Annotated in this window: 16 protein-coding genes; 10 read left to right on the forward strand and 6 right to left on the reverse strand. The window is 33.0% G+C overall.

Features of this window, described 5'->3' with window-relative positions; genetic code table 11:
- From AC2H4K_RS12290 to AC2H4K_RS12300, 3 genes are read right to left on the reverse strand one after another with little or no spacing between them, the layout of a single operon-like run.
- Nucleotides 1-597, reverse strand: coding sequence for a LemA family protein (locus tag AC2H4K_RS12290; protein ID WP_281140260.1), 597 nt, complete (start codon nucleotides 595-597; stop codon nucleotides 1-3).
- Nucleotides 598-610: 13 nt separating this feature from the next.
- Entirely contained in the window at nucleotides 611-940 is a 330-nt protein-coding gene (locus AC2H4K_RS12295; protein WP_281140259.1) for a MerR family transcriptional regulator, read from the reverse strand.
- Nucleotide 941: 1 nt separating this feature from the next.
- Complete coding sequence (locus AC2H4K_RS12300; protein WP_281140258.1) at nucleotides 942-1,913, reverse strand: M23 family metallopeptidase; 972 nt, start codon at nucleotides 1,911-1,913, stop codon at nucleotides 942-944.
- A 132-nt stretch (nucleotides 1,914-2,045) separates the two neighbouring features.
- Here AC2H4K_RS12300 and alaS point away from each other — a divergent pair, with 132 nt between their 5' ends.
- From alaS to AC2H4K_RS12315, 3 genes are all read left to right on the forward strand, one after another.
- Complete coding sequence (gene alaS / locus AC2H4K_RS12305) at nucleotides 2,046-4,658, forward strand: alanine--tRNA ligase (RefSeq protein WP_281140257.1); 2,613 nt, start codon at nucleotides 2,046-2,048, stop codon at nucleotides 4,656-4,658.
- Between the two features lie 68 nt (nucleotides 4,659-4,726).
- Nucleotides 4,727-5,470: a hypothetical protein gene (locus AC2H4K_RS12310; RefSeq protein ID WP_281140256.1), complete on the forward strand. Its 744-nt coding sequence runs from the start codon at nucleotides 4,727-4,729 to the stop codon at nucleotides 5,468-5,470.
- 56 nt (nucleotides 5,471-5,526) lie between these two features.
- Nucleotides 5,527-6,483, forward strand: coding sequence for a GSCFA domain-containing protein (locus AC2H4K_RS12315; RefSeq protein WP_281140255.1), 957 nt, complete (start codon nucleotides 5,527-5,529; stop codon nucleotides 6,481-6,483).
- A gap of 7 nt (nucleotides 6,484-6,490) precedes the next feature.
- On the opposite strand, the gene AC2H4K_RS12320 is transcribed toward AC2H4K_RS12315, so the two are convergent.
- Entirely contained in the window at nucleotides 6,491-6,937 is a 447-nt protein-coding gene (locus AC2H4K_RS12320; RefSeq protein ID WP_281140254.1) for a HEAT repeat domain-containing protein, read from the reverse strand.
- Nucleotides 6,938-7,073: 136 nt separating this feature from the next.
- Between AC2H4K_RS12320 and AC2H4K_RS12325 the strand changes: the two genes are divergently transcribed.
- The 5 genes from AC2H4K_RS12325 (at nucleotide 7,074) to AC2H4K_RS12345 (ending at nucleotide 13,130) form a co-directional block, all read left to right on the forward strand.
- The gene (locus AC2H4K_RS12325) at nucleotides 7,074-7,784 is read left to right on the forward strand and encodes a DUF6498-containing protein (RefSeq protein ID WP_281140253.1); all 711 of its coding nucleotides are present in this window, start codon (nucleotides 7,074-7,076) and stop codon (nucleotides 7,782-7,784) included.
- A 124-nt stretch (nucleotides 7,785-7,908) separates the two neighbouring features.
- Complete coding sequence (locus AC2H4K_RS12330; RefSeq protein ID WP_281140252.1) at nucleotides 7,909-8,445, forward strand: DUF6252 domain-containing protein; 537 nt, start codon at nucleotides 7,909-7,911, stop codon at nucleotides 8,443-8,445.
- A 12-nt stretch (nucleotides 8,446-8,457) separates the two neighbouring features.
- On the forward strand, nucleotides 8,458-10,365 hold the full coding sequence (locus AC2H4K_RS12335; protein ID WP_493742434.1) for an outer membrane protein assembly factor BamB family protein: 1,908 nt from the start codon (nucleotides 8,458-8,460) through the stop codon (nucleotides 10,363-10,365).
- 184 nt (nucleotides 10,366-10,549) lie between these two features.
- A complete protein-coding gene (locus AC2H4K_RS12340) occupies nucleotides 10,550-12,457 on the forward strand; it encodes a tetratricopeptide repeat-containing sensor histidine kinase (RefSeq protein WP_281140250.1) in 1,908 nt (635 codons plus the stop codon).
- A gap of 22 nt (nucleotides 12,458-12,479) precedes the next feature.
- Nucleotides 12,480-13,130, forward strand: a complete 651-nt coding sequence (locus AC2H4K_RS12345; RefSeq protein ID WP_281140249.1) for a response regulator — start codon at nucleotides 12,480-12,482, stop codon at nucleotides 13,128-13,130.
- 67 nt (nucleotides 13,131-13,197) lie between these two features.
- Here AC2H4K_RS12345 and coaD read toward each other — a convergent pair whose 3' ends face one another.
- A complete protein-coding gene (gene coaD, locus AC2H4K_RS12350; RefSeq protein ID WP_281140248.1) occupies nucleotides 13,198-13,656 on the reverse strand; it encodes a pantetheine-phosphate adenylyltransferase in 459 nt (152 codons plus the stop codon).
- Nucleotides 13,657-13,687: 31 nt separating this feature from the next.
- Nucleotides 13,688-14,665 (reverse strand): D-alanine--D-alanine ligase, encoded by a 978-nt coding sequence (locus AC2H4K_RS12355; RefSeq protein ID WP_281140247.1) that lies wholly within the window; start codon nucleotides 14,663-14,665, stop codon nucleotides 13,688-13,690.
- A gap of 138 nt (nucleotides 14,666-14,803) precedes the next feature.
- On the opposite strand from AC2H4K_RS12355, the gene AC2H4K_RS12360 reads away from it, so the two are divergent.
- Together AC2H4K_RS12360 and AC2H4K_RS12365 are read left to right on the forward strand one after the other, a co-directional pair.
- The gene (locus AC2H4K_RS12360) at nucleotides 14,804-15,358 is read left to right on the forward strand and encodes a PASTA domain-containing protein (protein WP_281140246.1); all 555 of its coding nucleotides are present in this window, start codon (nucleotides 14,804-14,806) and stop codon (nucleotides 15,356-15,358) included.
- Between the two features lie 2 nt (nucleotides 15,359-15,360).
- Nucleotides 15,361-16,401, forward strand: coding sequence for an RluA family pseudouridine synthase (locus AC2H4K_RS12365; RefSeq protein ID WP_281140245.1), 1,041 nt, complete (start codon nucleotides 15,361-15,363; stop codon nucleotides 16,399-16,401).
- Nucleotides 16,402-16,474 lie beyond the last annotated feature (73 nt).

Below are 16,474 nucleotides of genomic sequence, written 5' to 3' on the forward strand. Positions count from 1 at the left end.
TTAAAAATCGAAATTTACGTCTGGAACTTTTTCACTACCTGGATCGGCTTTATAACGTGGCATTTTTTCAAAACCAAACCAGCCAGCAAGTATCTTTCCAGGGAATTTGGTGATATAGATATCGTATTTATTTACAGTATTATTATATTTTTCACGTGCAATATTTATACGGTTTTCAGTACCTTCTTGTTGTGCTTGGAATTCTCTAAATTGATCTGAAGCTTTTAAGTTTGGGTAGCGCTCAAAGGAAGCAATTAATCTACTGAATGAACCACTTAATTGGCTTTGAGCTTGTTGGAATTTTTCTAAATTTTCAGGAGTTAAATCATCTGCGTTAATGTTGATTGAGGTTGCTTTTGATCGGGCTTCTATTACTTCATTCAATGTTTTTCTTTCAAAATCAGCAGCGCCTTGGACAGTTTTAATTACTGTACTATACAGATCACTTCTTCTTTGATATGCACTTTCAACATTAGACCATTCTGTTTTAGCATTAGCTTCAAGTTCAACAGCTGTGTTGTTAAAACCTACAGCCCATCTATATATTCCAAAAACAATTACTACAATTACAATTAAAGGAATTAACCATTTTTTCATGATGATAAGTTTTTTAAAGTTGAGTTTTTATTTTGATAAGTTGTGCTTTTATATCTTCCAGTTTTTCGATGATATCATATTTTTCTAAGGCTTGTTTACGCTCTTCTTTAAGATGTGTCTTTGCACCTTCCAATGTAAAGCCTCTTTCTTTTACAAGATGGTAAATAAATTTTAGATTTTTGATATCTTCAGGGGTGAATTTTCGATTGCCTTTAGCATTTTTTTTAGGCTTAAGGACATCAAATTCTTTCTCCCAAAAGCGTATTAAGGAAGCATTTACCTTAAAAGCTTTGGCAACTTCACCAATTCCGTAGTAGCGTTTTTCTGGTAAATCTATATGCATCTTAATCTAGAGATTGGTTTTCTAAAGAAGCTTTTTTCAACAGTTCATCATACTCTTCAGCAGATAGGTTGCCGTAGTAGAAGTTTATTGGGTTGATACGATCACCATCTTTGAACACTTCATAATGAAGATGAGGTGCTTCCGATCGTCCTGTACTTCCAACAAAACCTATTAAATCGCCTCGTTTTACACGTTGATTAACTCTTACATTATATTTATACAAGTGTGCATAAAGCGAAACATATCCGTAACCATGATCAATTCTAATGTGATTACCGTAACCTGTAGAACCATTGTCTGCACGTTTTACAACGCCATCACCAGAAGCATAAATAGGAGTACCACGTGGCGCGGTAAAATCCATACCATAATGAAATTTTCTAACTTTAGTAAATGGGTCTGTTCTATAACCATAACCCGATGCCATACGAGTTAAATCTTCATTGCTTACCGGTTGAATTGCTGGTATTGCAGCTAAGAATTTTTCTTTGTCTTCGGCAAGTTTTGCAATTTCATCCAAAGACTTGGATTGTACTACAATTGCTTTTTCTAAAATATCTAAGCGTTTATTGCTTTCGGCTATGAGTTGCGAGTTGTCAAAGCCTTCAAATTTTTTATAACGATTGATACCACCAAAGCCAGCACGACGTTGTTCGTCTGGAATTGGATTGGCTTCAAAATAAAGTCTGTAAATAGCATTGTCGCGTTCTTCAACATTTTCCAAAGCAGCAATGGCATCATCCATGCGTTTGTTCAATAATTCATATTGAATCTGCATGTTTTGAAGTTCTCTGGTAAGCTGACGCTCTTTTGGCGATTCAACATACTGTCCAGCAATAAAAACAAGTAGAAAGGCAAAAAGTGCAGTAGCCGTTAAAAAAGCAGCTACATATTTAAAAGTTGTAGATTTCTTACGCTTTATCTTACGGTACGAAAGCGTTTCGGAATCATAATAATATTTTACCTTAGCCATGTATTAATTTATACTATTTTTGCAGCTAATAAGCCTTTTGCGAGAGCAATTTTTTATTAGTGTAACGTCCAAAGATAAAAAATTGTTTTGCATTTGCAGTAATTAAATAAAAACAAGCTATAATTTCAATATATGAAGTCTCAGGAAATTCGTTCTAAGTTTCTAAATTTCTTTAAGGAAAAGCAACATCTTATTGTGCCTTCAGCACCAATGGTAGTGAAAAATGATCCTACCCTAATGTTTGTAAATTCTGGTATGGCACCTTTTAAGGAATACTTTTTGGGTAATGCCGAACCAAAGAAAAATAGAATAGCGGATTCTCAAAAATGTTTAAGAGTTTCGGGTAAGCATAACGATTTAGAAGAAGTGGGATATGACACTTATCATCACACACTTTTTGAAATGCTAGGAAACTGGAGTTTTGGCGATTACTTTAAAAAAGAAGCTATTGCTTGGGCTTGGGAATTGTTAACCGAAGTCTACGGAATTGATAAAGATATTCTGTATGTTACAGTTTTTGAAGGTAGTGATGAAGATAAACTAGATATGGATACTGAAGCTTACGATATCTGGAAACAGTATATCTCAGAAGACCGTATCTTAAAAGGAAATAAAAAGGATAATTTCTGGGAAATGGGAGACCAAGGACCATGTGGGCCTTGTAGTGAAATACATGTTGATATTCGTTCTGCTGAAGAAAAAGCTAAGGTAGATGGTAAAACACTTGTAAATATGGATCATCCGCAAGTGGTAGAAATCTGGAACTTAGTATTCATGCAATACAATCGTAAGGCAGACAAATCCTTAGAAATTTTACCAAATAAACATATTGATACAGGTATGGGCTTTGAGCGTCTTTGTATGGTGTTACAAGGAGTTCAGTCTAACTATGATACTGATGTTTTTACACCAATAATCAGAGAAATTGAAACCATAAGTGATAAAGATTATGGTAAAGACGAAAAAGTAGATGTTGCTATTAGAGTTATTGCGGATCACGTTAGAGCCGTAGCGTTTTCTATTGCAGATGGTCAGTTGCCAAGCAATACAGGTGCTGGTTATGTTATTAGAAGAATTTTGCGTAGAGCTATCCGTTATGGCTTTACATTTTTAGATAAAAAAGAACCTTTTATTTACAGGTTAGTTGACATTTTGAGTAAGAAAATGGGAGAAGCCTTCCCAGAAATGAAAGCTCAAAAACAGCTTATAGAAAATGTGATAAAAGAAGAAGAAGCGTCATTCTTAAGAACTTTAGAACAAGGCTTAGTACTTCTAAATCGTATTGTAGAAGAAACCAAAGGTGATACCGTTTCAGGTGAAAAGGCTTTTGAATTGTACGACACTTATGGTTTTCCAATAGATTTAACGGCTTTAATTCTTTCTGAAAATAAGATGAAGCTCGATGAAGAAGGCTTTAAAACTCATCTTGAAAAGCAAAAAGACCGTTCGCGCAAGGCAAGTGAAATGTCTACGGATGATTGGACGATTTTAGTCGATGATGCTGAACAGGAATTTATAGGTTATGATGCATTAGAAGCTAATGTAAAAATTACAAGATACAGAAAAGTAACCTCTAAGAAAGATGGTGAAATGTATCAGTTGGTTTTTAATTTAACTCCGTTTTATGCTGAAGGTGGAGGACAAGTAGGTGATAAGGGTTATTTGCAAGATAGTCATGGTGACACGGTTTACATCATAGATACTAAGAAGGAAAACAATGTTATTATTCACTTTGCAAAAAATTTACCTGAAGATTTAACGGCTACCTTCAAAGCTGTGGTAGATGCTAAGCAACGTTACAGAACCGAATGTAATCACACGGCAACGCACTTATTACATCAGGCGCTTCGTGAGGTTTTAGGAACTCATGTAGAGCAAAAAGGCTCTGCAGTGCATTCAAAATATTTACGTTTCGATTTTTCGCATTTTTCAAAATTAACAGTTGAAGAATTACGCGATGTTGAGAATTTTGTTAATGCACGTATTGATGGGAAATTACCATTAGAAGAAAAACGAAATGTGCCAAAAGATGTGGCTATAGCAGATGGTGCTATGTCTCTATTTGGTGAAAAATATGGAGATACCGTTCGTACTATTCGTTTCGGGCAATCTATAGAACTTTGTGGTGGGACACACGTGAAGAATACTGGAGATATTTGGCACTTCAAAATTGTATCAGAAGGTGCTGTTGCTGCTGGTATTCGTCGTATTGAAGCCATAACCAATGATGCGGTGAAGGACTTTTATTTTGAAAACAATAGAGCTTATTTTGAAATGAAAGACTTGCTTAACAATACCCAAGAGCCAGTTAAAGCATTGCAAAACCTTCAAGAAGAAAATGCCGATTTAAAGAAACAAATTGAGCAATTACTTAAGGACAAGGCTAAGAACATCAAAGGCGAGCTTAAGAATGAAATCACTGAAGTTAATGGCGTGCAGTTTTTAACTAAAAAGTTGGATTTGGATGCAGGAGGAATTAAAGATGTGTGTTTTGAATTAGGTAGTCAGTTTGATAATTTATTCTTGCTTTTTGGAGCTGAAAATAATGGTAAAGCTATTCTGTCTTGTTACATTTCAAAAGAATTAGTGGACACTAAAGGATTGAATGCAGGGCAAATTGTTAGAGAACTAGGAAAATACATCCAAGGCGGTGGAGGTGGTCAGCCATTCTTTGCAACAGCTGGAGGTAAAAATCCTGATGGGATTGATGAGGCTTTGGTTAAGGTAAGATCGTTTTTAGACTAAAATCTAACTATTATATTATTCATTATAAATAATATATATTAGCGCATTCAAATCTCAAAAACAATTTCATGAAAAAAATTAGCTACTTATTTTTTATTACAACCTCAATTTTCTTGTCATCTTGTAGTAGTGATGATTCCTCAGAAAACAATAACCAACCAAGTGAAAATCTTCTTCTAAGCCAATTAATCGTAAGCTATGAAGATGGTACAAGTTATATTACAAATTTTTCTTACGAAGGTGACAGATTAGTGGGAGCTTCAGACAATGATGGATATGAAGAAGTTTACACCTACACAAATAATTTATTGAGTCGTATAGATGAATATCAAGATGGAACTTTAGAAAGGTATGGTGAATTTGAATATGATTCACAAAATAGACTAATTGAGGAAACTTATAGTTTTGAAAATACAATTATTCAATCTAATAACTACTCTTACGATGAGCAAGGAGTAATTACAATGACTGATGATTGGGGTGAATATGATTATGTCCTAAATGATGATGGAGATATAATAGAGGAAATAGATGTAAATGGTAACCAGGATTATACCTATACTTATGACAATCATTTTAATCCATTCATTAATTTACATCAAAGAGAAACTCTAAATTTAATATCTGGAGGTTTTAGTATGACCATGCATAATGTTACTTCCTCTACAAATACTAGTGGAGCAAGTGTTACAGATGATTTTACTACAACTTATACTTATAATTCACAAGGGTTTCCTGTTTCAGCAACATCAATTTATGAGCCAGGAACTGTAAATGAAGAAACAGAAACGCTTCAATTTATTTATAACTAATAGAAAATAGAAATATTAAAAATCCTTAAGTTTATCCTTAAGGATTTTTTTGTTAAATGAAACTTCAAACTAACATACCACTACAACCACAACAGCATAATCAAATAGATTATAACGCTAAAGTGATGCTTTTAGGGTCTTGTTTTTCAGAGAATATTGGTGGCAAGTTTGACTATTTTAAGTTTCAATCCAATGTAAATCCCTTTGGTGTTTTATTTCATACTGTAGCAATTGAAAATTTAGTAGCTCGCAGTATCAATGAAGATTTTTATTCCGAAGAAGAGTTAATTTACAATAATGAAGTTTACAGTTGTTTTGATGCGCATTCAAAATTAAATTCTTCTACACAAAAAGATGTATTGAGGACTTTAAACGATAGTATTAAATCGACACATCAACAACTAAAAGACGCTACTCATATTATTGTTACCTTGGGTACAGCTTGGGTGTATAGGTATATAGCTTCAGACAAAATTGTGGCTAATTGTCATAAAGTGCCACAAAAGCAATTTCTAAAAGAACTATTGCCAATTGATGATATTTTAGCTTCAATAGAAAATACTATTGCATTAATTAGGAGTGTTAATCCTAAAGCAAATTTCATTTTTACAGTATCACCAGTACGACACTTAAAGGATGGCTTTGTTGAAAACACGCAGAGTAAATCGCATTTGCTTTCGGCAATACATCAAGTTGTTGATCCAAGACACCAACAATATTACTTTCCGTCTTATGAGATTATGATGGATGAGCTTCGTGATTACAGATTTTACAATTCTGACATGATTCATCCGAGCGATTTGGCTGTAGATTACATTTGGGAAAAGTTTAAAACAGTTTGGTTATCTGAAGATGCGCAACAAGTACTAGACAATGTCAAACAGATACAGTCTGGTTTAGCTCACAAGCCTTTTAACCCAGATTCAGAAGCGCATCAAAAGTTCCAAATGAAATTAAATGAGCGTATAGAAGTTCTTCAGACTGAATATCCTCATATGAACTTTAATAAATAAACTCTATTTACCTAATAGGTTTCTTTAGTTGTTCTTTTACTCTATCAAAAGACTTTTTGCTAGAGCGTTCCCATCTATGAATGTTATATTTTCTAGGAGCTTTATTTTTTTGAGACTCTTCTTTGTCTCTTATATTTTTTAACCAACTGAAGCGTTTTCGGGTGATAGAAATAACAAGTTCATTATTTGGTGAAATTCTTTCTAAAGCATTTAGAGCAGCAATGGAAACGTTGTGAATATTGTCATCAATAGCATTCAATAGCACAGGAACAGAAGAAGAGTTGCCAACAATTTCTAGGCCTTGAGCAGCAAGTTGACGTGTTTTATAATTCCCATATTTCAAACAATATTCTAACTTCAAAATATCTGAGTTTTTTACCCAGAACCTTATGGCTTTTTCAGAAGGTTCTGTAAGCTTCAGTTTGAAAAACAAGTATGAAATATTGTAAAACATTTTGATTACTAGGCTTATAATATCAGTATGAAAAATCGATATTTTGTTACAATCGGTCTTTTTCTAGATTTTGTTTTTAGGGCTTATACGCAATTCATCGTATAGTATTTTATAGAAATAATACTTTTATTTGTGTATGCTAAAAAGTGTATTTTATCCTAATAAAACAAATTCATTTGCATGGGTAAATGTATTGTTTCTCATCTTTCTGGTGACAATTGGAAAGGTTGAGGCTTATGCTGTACTTTTCGGTTATTTTTTAGAGAGTATAATTATTGGATTATTCAATGTGGTTAAGATGTACCTGTCTTACAAGCATAATGACAAAAAAGTTTCAATTCTATTTTCAATTCCTTTTTTTATTGTGCACTATGGTGGGTTTATAGCCATTCAATCTATTTTCTTGTTTGGGATTGTTTCCATAGCTGGTGATGTGTCTTTTAAAGAACCTTTTAACGTTTTAGCAAATTTTCAGAAAGTTTTAGAAATAGAAGGTGTGCCAATAGTTTTAGCGTTATTAGTGGGTACGCAGTTAATGAAATTTATATTTGATTTTCTTGTTCCTAAGAAATACAACCAATTCAAGGTGAACGAAATCATGTTTAAACCTTATTTCAGAATTTTTATTCAACAATTTACAGTGATTTTAGGATCGTTTTTTATGGTGTTTTCTAATGGTTCTATCGTTGCTGCTGTTTTACTGATTATCTTTCGATTTATTGTGGATTTTATCTTTATAGCTATTAAAGAAGATAGCGAGATTCTTGAAAGAATCGTAGATAAACTGCACGATGGTAAAACCAGTAAATCTGAAATAAGAAAGCAATTACTTCTCTTTACAGAATAGTTAATTCTGTTTATTGTATTCGTTTTTAATCATCTAAAAATCAAAATATACGTAATTCATCGTATGGTTTGGCTTTTGCTTATTGTTGAGATTTGTCTCATTAATAATCATAAAAATTTCAACAATGAAAAAATTAAACCAAATCTTGTTACTTATCATGACAGTTTCAGCAGTAACATTTACATCATGTTCTAGTAGTGACGATGGTGGTGGAGGTGGAAATGCTCCTTCGGGAACTTTAGTTGCAAAAGTTGATGGCACAAATTACGAATCTTGGGAGATATCATCTTCTGCTACAGTTGCCAACAATGGACAAAACTTAATAATTATTGCTTCTAATAGTGATGGAAATGCATTTTCATTCACAATTTTCGGTTATGAGGGAGTTGGTACTTACGATTTTGATGGCTCTTCAATCAATAATTTCAATACAGGTTCTTATTCAGAAACTGCTGTTGATTTAAACAATCCTCAAAACTCAACTACTGAAATGTGGCAAGCACCTTATGATAATTCTATGGTAGGTTCTTTAAGTGTTTCTGAAGAAACAGACGATAAGTTAATCGGAACTTTTGAGTTTACGGGTAAGAATCTTAATGGTGATCAATCTGTAAAGACCATTACTGAAGGTTCTTTCAATTTGAATAAACAAGTACAATAGAAAATTTGTATCATGAAAAAGCTATTAATTCAAATCAATAAAACAATGATGTTAGTACTCGTAATGGGTACTACATTGTTGTATGGACAAAAGGCAGAATCGCCAGATCAAAGCTATGATTTGGGTGCTAAAATAAATGAAATGACATTAACGGTTGGTGGTGTTTTAGTGGTTGCTACTAATGATGGCTTGGCAGGTATAAAGCCAGATCAAAGTCAACCTGTTTTTACCTTTAATAACTTCGGGAAGTTAAAACCTGAAGAGACCGATTTCATTCCAGGATCACCTTACATTGTGGTGTCTCAAGGAGCAGGTTCAAAATTTGCTGGTATAGCCAAAACCAAGCGTGCCGTTATAGATTATATGCAAGGAAAGGTAATATTTAATTCTGATGACGATAGTTGGAATCAGATTTACACTTGCGATGTGGTATTACCACAAAATAAACTTATAGTAAGTGGTATTCAAAAAGTAGGGAGTAAAGCAGAAAAAAGCACACCTAAAGTTGCGGTCTATGATCTAAACACATCAAAACTAGATTATAGTTTCTTTTTAGATACACCAGGACGAGTAGGAGTAGCAAAAGATTTTAGTGTAACAGGAACACCATTATTATTAAAAGATTTTTTAATAATACCAACAGCTCAAGGCTTGATTGCAAAATCGCATTCTGGTGAAGAGCTTTGGAAAAATAAAATTAAAAATGTGAGCTGGTTGGTTGCAGATAAAACAGAAAAGGAAATTTATGGTTTTGAAACTACAACTAACGGAAAGAACACACGTATCCATAAAATAGGAACAAGCGGACAAGAGCTTTGGGAAGATGATAGAAAAGTAAAAGGTATTGTTTCTAAATTCGAAATTCTGCCTCAAGGTTTGGCAGTTGTAAGTAATGTAACTGGTGGTGATGGTGCGTTTGCTGCAAAATCAGAATCTAAAATTACGATGTTTAGTGCTGCTACAGGTGAAGACCTTTGGGAAAAAGCACCAAAAACAAAAGGTTATGTACAGCATTTTTATATCATGGAAGATGGTATTTTGTTCGGAATCTATTCTGGTGGCATTAATAAGATTTCATTTGAAGGTGAAACACTATTCAAAAACCCATTAAAAACTGGTGAAAACATTATGATGATGGCACATACACCTCAAGGGTTAATCTATATTACAGGCGAAGATGCTAACATTGTTAACTTAGAAACAAGTGACCAAGTTTGGGATAAACCTTTAAAATATAAAAACATATCTTCAGTAGTATCAACTTTCGATAGTGATAATAACCGTTATTTAATTGCGGCTGGTGATGAATTGTTTGCTATAGATGCTAATTCAGGTGATGTTTCAGAGTTGGCAAAAATTAAGTTTGAAGAAAAGGAATATCCAAACTCAATTGAGATGAGAAATGATAACATATTCCTAAGTTCTTCTCAAAACTTAATGTCTTTAAGCGGTAATGGAGATGAAAATTTTCACGGTTATTACAAGTCACCAGGAAAAAGTGCTTTTATGAAAGTTGTAGGTGGTGCTGTAGCAGCAGCTTCTCTTGTAGCAACGGCTTCAACGGCTTACACTGCAGGAATGAACAATAATGGTATAAGTACCAACAATCTTAGAAATTATAATGATTATGGAAAGGAAGCAAAACGTGCTTCAGATATGTTTGCTTCAATAGCTGGCGCCTCTTTCGATATGATGTCTCAACGTTTTAAAGCTTCCTCAGCAACTGAAAATTCTCAGTTTATTTTAACAAAACTAGATAGTGGAGTTGGTCTTGTTAAGGTCAATAAAGATTCTGGTGAAGTAGAAAAAGAAATTGTGCTTAAAGACAAAAAACCAGAATATGAAGTAGACGAGTTTGGTGGTTATTTGTATTACAAAGCAGGTGATAACAAAGTTTATATGTACAATTTAAAAAATTAAACTTATTGATTAATTTTATAGAGATTAAGTGTAATCGTTGATTACGCTTAATCTTTTAAAATCGGCGCTTAATCGATAAAAATGTAACCAATTCTCAAATAGTTATATATTAGTTATGCTATTAATCAATTTTTGTAAGAAAGCATCAGGTAAATTTTCTGTTATAAACAGTAAGTTGTATCTGATGCTTTTTTTCTTCACCAACACGTTGCGATTTTCAATACTTACTTTAGTTTTTCTTTTTATGGGAATGGAGTTTGCCGCAGCTCAAGATGTAAAATCTCTTTTGCAGGAGCTTGAAAATCTCCAAAATGATTCACTTATAAGATTAAAGGCCCAAGAGATCTTGGAAAAACAGGATCTGAATGGTAATGAAAACATCATTGGCAAAGCCTATTATTATTTAGCAAGCTCTTTTGATGAAAAAAATAATTACAAGGCTATTGAATTCTATAAAAAAGCTAATGAGTTACTTGAAAATGATAGTGTTCTTGAAGACAGCTTCTTTAGACAATCTAGAATCCATACGATATTTTCCGAGTTTCCAGAAGCAATGAAAATGGCATTAAAATCATTGGAGTACAACAAGCTAAACAATAACTTGTCTAAGGTGCAGCGAGACATGTCTTATATTGGCTATATCAACGACCGAATGTATGAATTTAAGGCTTCTATTGATTGGAACAGAAAATCATTGGTCATTGCAAAACAACTTAAGGATACCATGGCAATGGCATATTGTTTTGGTAGAATTGGAATTGCTTATGACGAGTTGGCCGAAAAAGATGACTTTAACCCAAAACTTTTTGACAGTGCTTTATACTATAATAATAAGGCTGCAAAGTATGCGGAGTTGACAGGCAATTTGGGTTATGCCAGAACCACATATTCCAATATAGGGAATAGTTTTAGTAAGTTAAAAAACTATAAAAAAGCAGAAGAGTATACGCTTAAATCACTTGCCATACCTGGTTTTGAAGAATCAAAAGGTGTGACTTTAGTCAATCTTGGAAAGATTTATTTAGAGACTGGCAGATATAATGAAGCGAAAAAAATATTGGATAGTGCAATGCAGAATACCGTAAAGTACGGTACAAGAAAATATCAGCTTGAAGCTTTTTATCGATTGCACGAACTTGATGTTAAAAAAAATGATTACAAAAATGCTCTAAAGAATTATATAGACTATAAATCCATTGAAGATTCCTTGCTCAATGAAACCAAGACCAAACAGATTGTTGAAGCACAAGAACAATACAAGACAGCAGAAAAAGAACGTGAAATTTTAATGCAAAGGACCACTTTGGCAGAGCAAGATTTAATCATACAAGAACGGAATTATCAAATTTTTGGTTTAATTGCTTTAGCTGTTATAATGTCTGTAATAGGTTATCTTATTTATAAACAACAGCAGTTAAAGAACAATCAATTAAAGAAAGAAAGTGAATTAAAGGATGCACTTTTGAAAATTGAAACTCAGAATAAGCTTCAAGAACAACGCTTAAGAATTTCAAGAGATTTACATGATAATATTGGTGCACAACTCACCTTTATAATTTCGTCTATAGATAATTTAAAATATGCCTTTGAGATTAATGACCATAAGTTAAAACATAAGCTTAATACCATTAGCGACTTTACATCTAGTACTATTTATGAGCTTAGAGATACTATTTGGGCGATGAATAAAAACAAAATTACTTTTGAGGATTTACAAACCAGAATTTCAAATTATATAGATAAAGCGCACCTGTCTGATGCGCAAGTAAAGTTTGAATTTAATGTTGAAAGTAATGTTGATACTTCAGAGAAATTTTCTTCTGTTGAAGGCATGAATATTCTAAGAATTATCCAAGAAGCTATTCACAATAGTTTAAAATATGCTAATGCAAAAAGAATCAACGTTGATGTGTCTAAAAAGAATTCAAATGTAGAATTTCAAATTTCTGATGATGGAGCAGGCTTTGATTTAGAAAAAGTAAAACGTGGTAACGGTCTCAATAACATGGAAAAAAGAGCTATGGAGATCAATGGAAGTCTTGACATAAAATCAGGACAAGGAAAAGGAACAACAATAATACTTAGCGTTTAGTATTAACCACAAAAAAACTAAAATGAAAATAAGAATAGCCATAGTAGATGACAATACTTTTTTAATAAAAGCTGTAGAGGAAAAACTCTCCTTTTTTGATGACTTAGAGGTGAAGTTCTCGTCAATGAATGGGGTAAATTTACTACAGGATTTAGAAGAGAATAGTAATGTAGATCTTATATTGATGGATATTGAAATGCCTGTAATGAATGGCATAGAAGCTACTGAAAAAGTTAAGCAAAATTATCCGCATATTAAAATAATAATGCTTACTGTTTTTGATAATGATGAGAATATCTTTAACGCTATAAAAGCTGGTGCTGACGGCTATTTGTTAAAGGAGATTAATGCTGGTGACTTGCATTCTGGCATTTTGGAAACTTTAAATGGTGGTGCAGCAATGAATCCATCCATAGCGTTAAAAACCTTGAAGTTACTTAGAAACCCTTTTGTGATAGAAGATAAAGAAGAACAAGAAAACATTAAGCTTACCGAGCGCGAAGTTGACGTTTTAGAGCAACTTAGTAAAGGATTAAGTTATAATGCAATTGCTGAAAATCTTATTTTGTCCTCAGGTACTATTAGAAAGCATATAGAAAATATATACAGAAAATTACAAGTACATAACAAACTTGAGGCCGTTCAAAAAGCTAGGCGAAATAAAATTATTTAAGAAAAATAAATAATTGTTGTCATCCTGAACTAGTTTCAGGATTTCATAACATTATTAGCTTGAAATTTTAAGGGTGTACTCTTACACTATCAGGTACCAAAACTGTATAATCGCCATGGTTTCTAATGACATCACGTACAATAGAAGATGAAATAAAAGATGTTTTAGAAGCGGTTAATAAGAAGACGGTTTCAATTTTAGACAGTTTTCTGTTAGTATGAGCAATAGCTTTTTCAAATTCGAAGTCAGCAGGATTTCTCAAGCCTCTAAGGATAAATTCAGCATTAACCTCTTTACAAAAATCTATGGTTAAACCTTCATAGGTTACAACTTTTACTTTTGGCTCATCTTTAAAAGCTTCTTCAATAAAATGTTTGCGCTCTTCAAGAGAGAACATATATTTTTTTTCCGAGTTAATACCAATGGCAACAATAACTTCGTCAAAAAGTTTAATACCTCTCGTTATAATATCGTAATGTCCATTGGTAATCGGATCAAAAGATCCTGGGAAAAGAGCTCTTCTCATTTTGTAAACTTTATCTTTTCAAAGATAATTATTATTTCTTCAACGCTTCTTCAATAGCATTTGTAAACAAGTCTTTTAAGCTAATTCCTGCTTTTTCGGCTTGTTGCGGTAAAATGCTTTCTTTGGTCAGACCTGGTACAGTATTTACTTCAAGAAGATGCGGTTCATCATTTTTAAAAATAAATTCACTTCTAGAAAAACCGGTCATACCCAAAACCTCATATATCTTTTTGGCTACTGTTTCGACTTTAGTTTTATAATCATCAGATATTCTCGCTGGAGTAATTTCTTGAGATTTACCTTCGTATTTCGCTTGGTAATCAAAGAAATCATTTTCCGAAACTATTTCAGTAATTGGTAAAACAGTGGTTTCACCTTTATAAGATATTACACCAACAGAAACTTCTGTACCATCTAAAAATTGTTCAATAATAATTTCGTTGTCTTCCTTAAATGAGGTTTCAATAGCGGTCTTTAAATCTTCCTTTTTATACACTTTTGAAATACCAAAACTACTACCAGCTTTATTCGCTTTTACAAAACAAGGCAGACCAACTTTTTTAACGATTGCATCTTCGTTAATAGTATCTCCAAGGTTTACATAATAACTCTCTGCAGTTTTAATACCGAAAGGTTTTAAGGTCGCTAGCAAGTCTCGTTTGTTAAACGTTAATGCAGCCTGATACATGCTACAGCTAGTCTGAGGAATATTCAAAAGTTTAAAATAGGCTTGCATAAATCCATCTTCACCTGGTGATCCGTGAATCGCATTAAACACACAATCAAACGTGATTTTTTTAGAACCTACAGTTATAGAAAAATCATTTTTGTCAACAGGAAATTCTTCATTATCTTCATTGACATACACCCATTTGTCTTTAAAGATATGGATAGCGTATGGAGTATATTTTGTACGGTCTAACGTTTCAAAAACAACGGAGCCACTTTTAAGCGAAATCTTATATTCGCTAGAGTAACCTCCCATAATTATAGCAATAGCCTTTGTCATTCTATTTAATTAAAGTTGTAATGTAAAAGTATTCTTTTTTTGAAAAACTTAATCTATAATTTGATACGTATATTAGTTTTATGACGTTGTTAAAGCATCATAATATTTTATTAGTTTTGTCTTTTTACATTCACACCTATGAGTTTTGTTAAGTTTCTTACCAGTAAAGTCTTTTTTAAACAATTAGCTTTAGCTATTGTCGCCCTTGTTGTTCTATGTTTTTTCGCATTAAAGTGGTTAAATATTACAACAAATCATGGCGAGTTTGTAACCGTACCAGACTTAAAAGGTAAATCTTTGGAAACTGTTGAAATAGAATTGAATGATAATGACCTAACATGGAAATTACAGGATTCTGCCAACTACAATCCAGATTATCCCAAATATTCAGTAATAGAACAAAATCCAGTTGCGGGTTCTCAAGTCAAAGAGAATAGAAAAATATATTTGATTTTAAATCCTTCTGGTTACAGAAAGGTTGAAGTGCCAGATGTTTTAAAACGAACATTAAGACAAGCAAAACCGCAGTTAGAAGCTTTAGGTTTTAAAGTGGGCAATTCAACTTATGTAGATTACATCGGAAAAGATGTTGTCTTAGGATTAAAATTTGAAGGCGAAACTTTAAAGCCAGGAACTAAATTGCCTTTAACTTCAGAAATAGATTTGGTTTTAGGTAATGGTAATCGCGAATAATTATGGCTGATATTATTGAAAATTCTGACGATGAGTTAGATGATGAACTTTATGAGCATTATGCTTTTAAAGTAGAGAATGGGCAAAAGCCTCTCAGAATAGATAAATATTTAATGAATTTTGTTGAAAATGCAACACGAAACAAAATTCAACAGGCTGCAAAAGACGGTTCTATTTTCGTTAATGGTACTCCTGTAAAATCGAATTATAAGGTAAAACCACATGATCAAATTACGGTAAAGTTTGAACATCCACCTCATGAACATTTATTGGTTGCCGAGAACATTCCAATTGATATTGTTTACGAAGATGATGATTTACTTGTGGTAAATAAACCAGCAGGTATGGTGGTGCATCCTGGTCATGGTAACTATTCAGGGACTTTAATCAATGGATTAATTTATCATTTTGAAAACTTACCGAATAACTCGAGTAATCGTCCAGGCTTGGTACATCGTATTGATAAAGATACTAGCGGACTTTTGGTGGTAGCAAAAACCGAGCAAGCTATGGCACACCTGTCTAATCAATTTGCCGAAAAAACCAGTGAACGCGAATATGTCGCCATAGTTTGGGGAAATATAGAAGAGGAAGAAGGAACAGTTGAAGGTAATATTGGTCGTCATCCTAAAAATAGATTACAAAACACCGTTTTTGAAGGTGATGAGGCTTACAAAGGAAAAACTGCATTAACCCATTATAAAGTTTTAGAACGATTGGGTTATGTAACTTTAGTGAGTTGTAAGCTCGAAACAGGACGTACACACCAAATCCGTGTGCACATGAAGCATATTGGTCACACGCTTTTTAATGATGAACGTTATGGTGGCGAAAAAATCTTGAAAGGCACAACTTTTACCAAGTACAAACAATTTGTAGAAAATGCATTTAAGGTGTTGCCACGCCAAGCACTTCACGCTAAAACTTTAGGCTTTGAGCACCCAACAACAGGTAAGTGGTTAAGTTTTTCAACCGAAATTCCAGAAGATATGCAACAATGTATAGAAAAGTGGAGAGGCTACGCTAAGCATCAAGAGCTATAATAAGTCGATTTCTGTATTATTAAACTGTCACGCTGAGCCTGTCGAAGTGTTCTTTCAATAGCTTTAATTAGGA

The sequence above is a fragment of the Winogradskyella sp. 266wxhm genome, assembly GCF_058964685.1.

Bases quoted from the DNA above. Each gene is read 5' to 3' on its own strand.
- AC2H4K_RS12300 (WP_281140258.1), bottom strand. From the start codon at position 1,913: ATGGCTAAGGTAAAATATTATTATGATTCCGAAACGCTTTCGTACCGT.
- AC2H4K_RS12360 (WP_281140246.1), top strand. From the start codon at position 14,804: ATGAGTTTTGTTAAGTTTCTTACCAGTAAAGTCTTTTTTAAACAATTA.
- AC2H4K_RS12365 (WP_281140245.1), top strand. From the start codon at position 15,361: ATGGCTGATATTATTGAAAATTCTGACGATGAGTTAGATGATGAACTT.
- alaS (WP_281140257.1), top strand. From the start codon at position 2,046: ATGAAGTCTCAGGAAATTCGTTCTAAGTTTCTAAATTTCTTTAAGGAA.
- AC2H4K_RS12330 (WP_281140252.1), top strand. From the start codon at position 7,909: ATGAAAAAATTAAACCAAATCTTGTTACTTATCATGACAGTTTCAGCA.
- AC2H4K_RS12315 (WP_281140255.1), top strand. From the start codon at position 5,527: ATGAAACTTCAAACTAACATACCACTACAACCACAACAGCATAATCAA.
- AC2H4K_RS12295 (WP_281140259.1), bottom strand. From the start codon at position 940: ATGCATATAGATTTACCAGAAAAACGCTACTACGGAATTGGTGAAGTT.
- AC2H4K_RS12345 (WP_281140249.1), top strand. From the start codon at position 12,480: ATGAAAATAAGAATAGCCATAGTAGATGACAATACTTTTTTAATAAAA.
- AC2H4K_RS12290 (WP_281140260.1), bottom strand. From the start codon at position 597: ATGAAAAAATGGTTAATTCCTTTAATTGTAATTGTAGTAATTGTTTTT.
- AC2H4K_RS12320 (WP_281140254.1), bottom strand. From the start codon at position 6,937: ATGTTTTACAATATTTCATACTTGTTTTTCAAACTGAAGCTTACAGAA.
- AC2H4K_RS12340 (WP_281140250.1), top strand. From the start codon at position 10,550: ATGCTTTTTTTCTTCACCAACACGTTGCGATTTTCAATACTTACTTTA.
- AC2H4K_RS12355 (WP_281140247.1), bottom strand. From the start codon at position 14,665: ATGACAAAGGCTATTGCTATAATTATGGGAGGTTACTCTAGCGAATAT.
- AC2H4K_RS12335 (WP_493742434.1), top strand. From the start codon at position 8,458: ATGAAAAAGCTATTAATTCAAATCAATAAAACAATGATGTTAGTACTC.
- AC2H4K_RS12325 (WP_281140253.1), top strand. From the start codon at position 7,074: ATGCTAAAAAGTGTATTTTATCCTAATAAAACAAATTCATTTGCATGG.
- AC2H4K_RS12310 (WP_281140256.1), top strand. From the start codon at position 4,727: ATGAAAAAAATTAGCTACTTATTTTTTATTACAACCTCAATTTTCTTG.
- coaD (WP_281140248.1), bottom strand. From the start codon at position 13,656: ATGAGAAGAGCTCTTTTCCCAGGATCTTTTGATCCGATTACCAATGGA.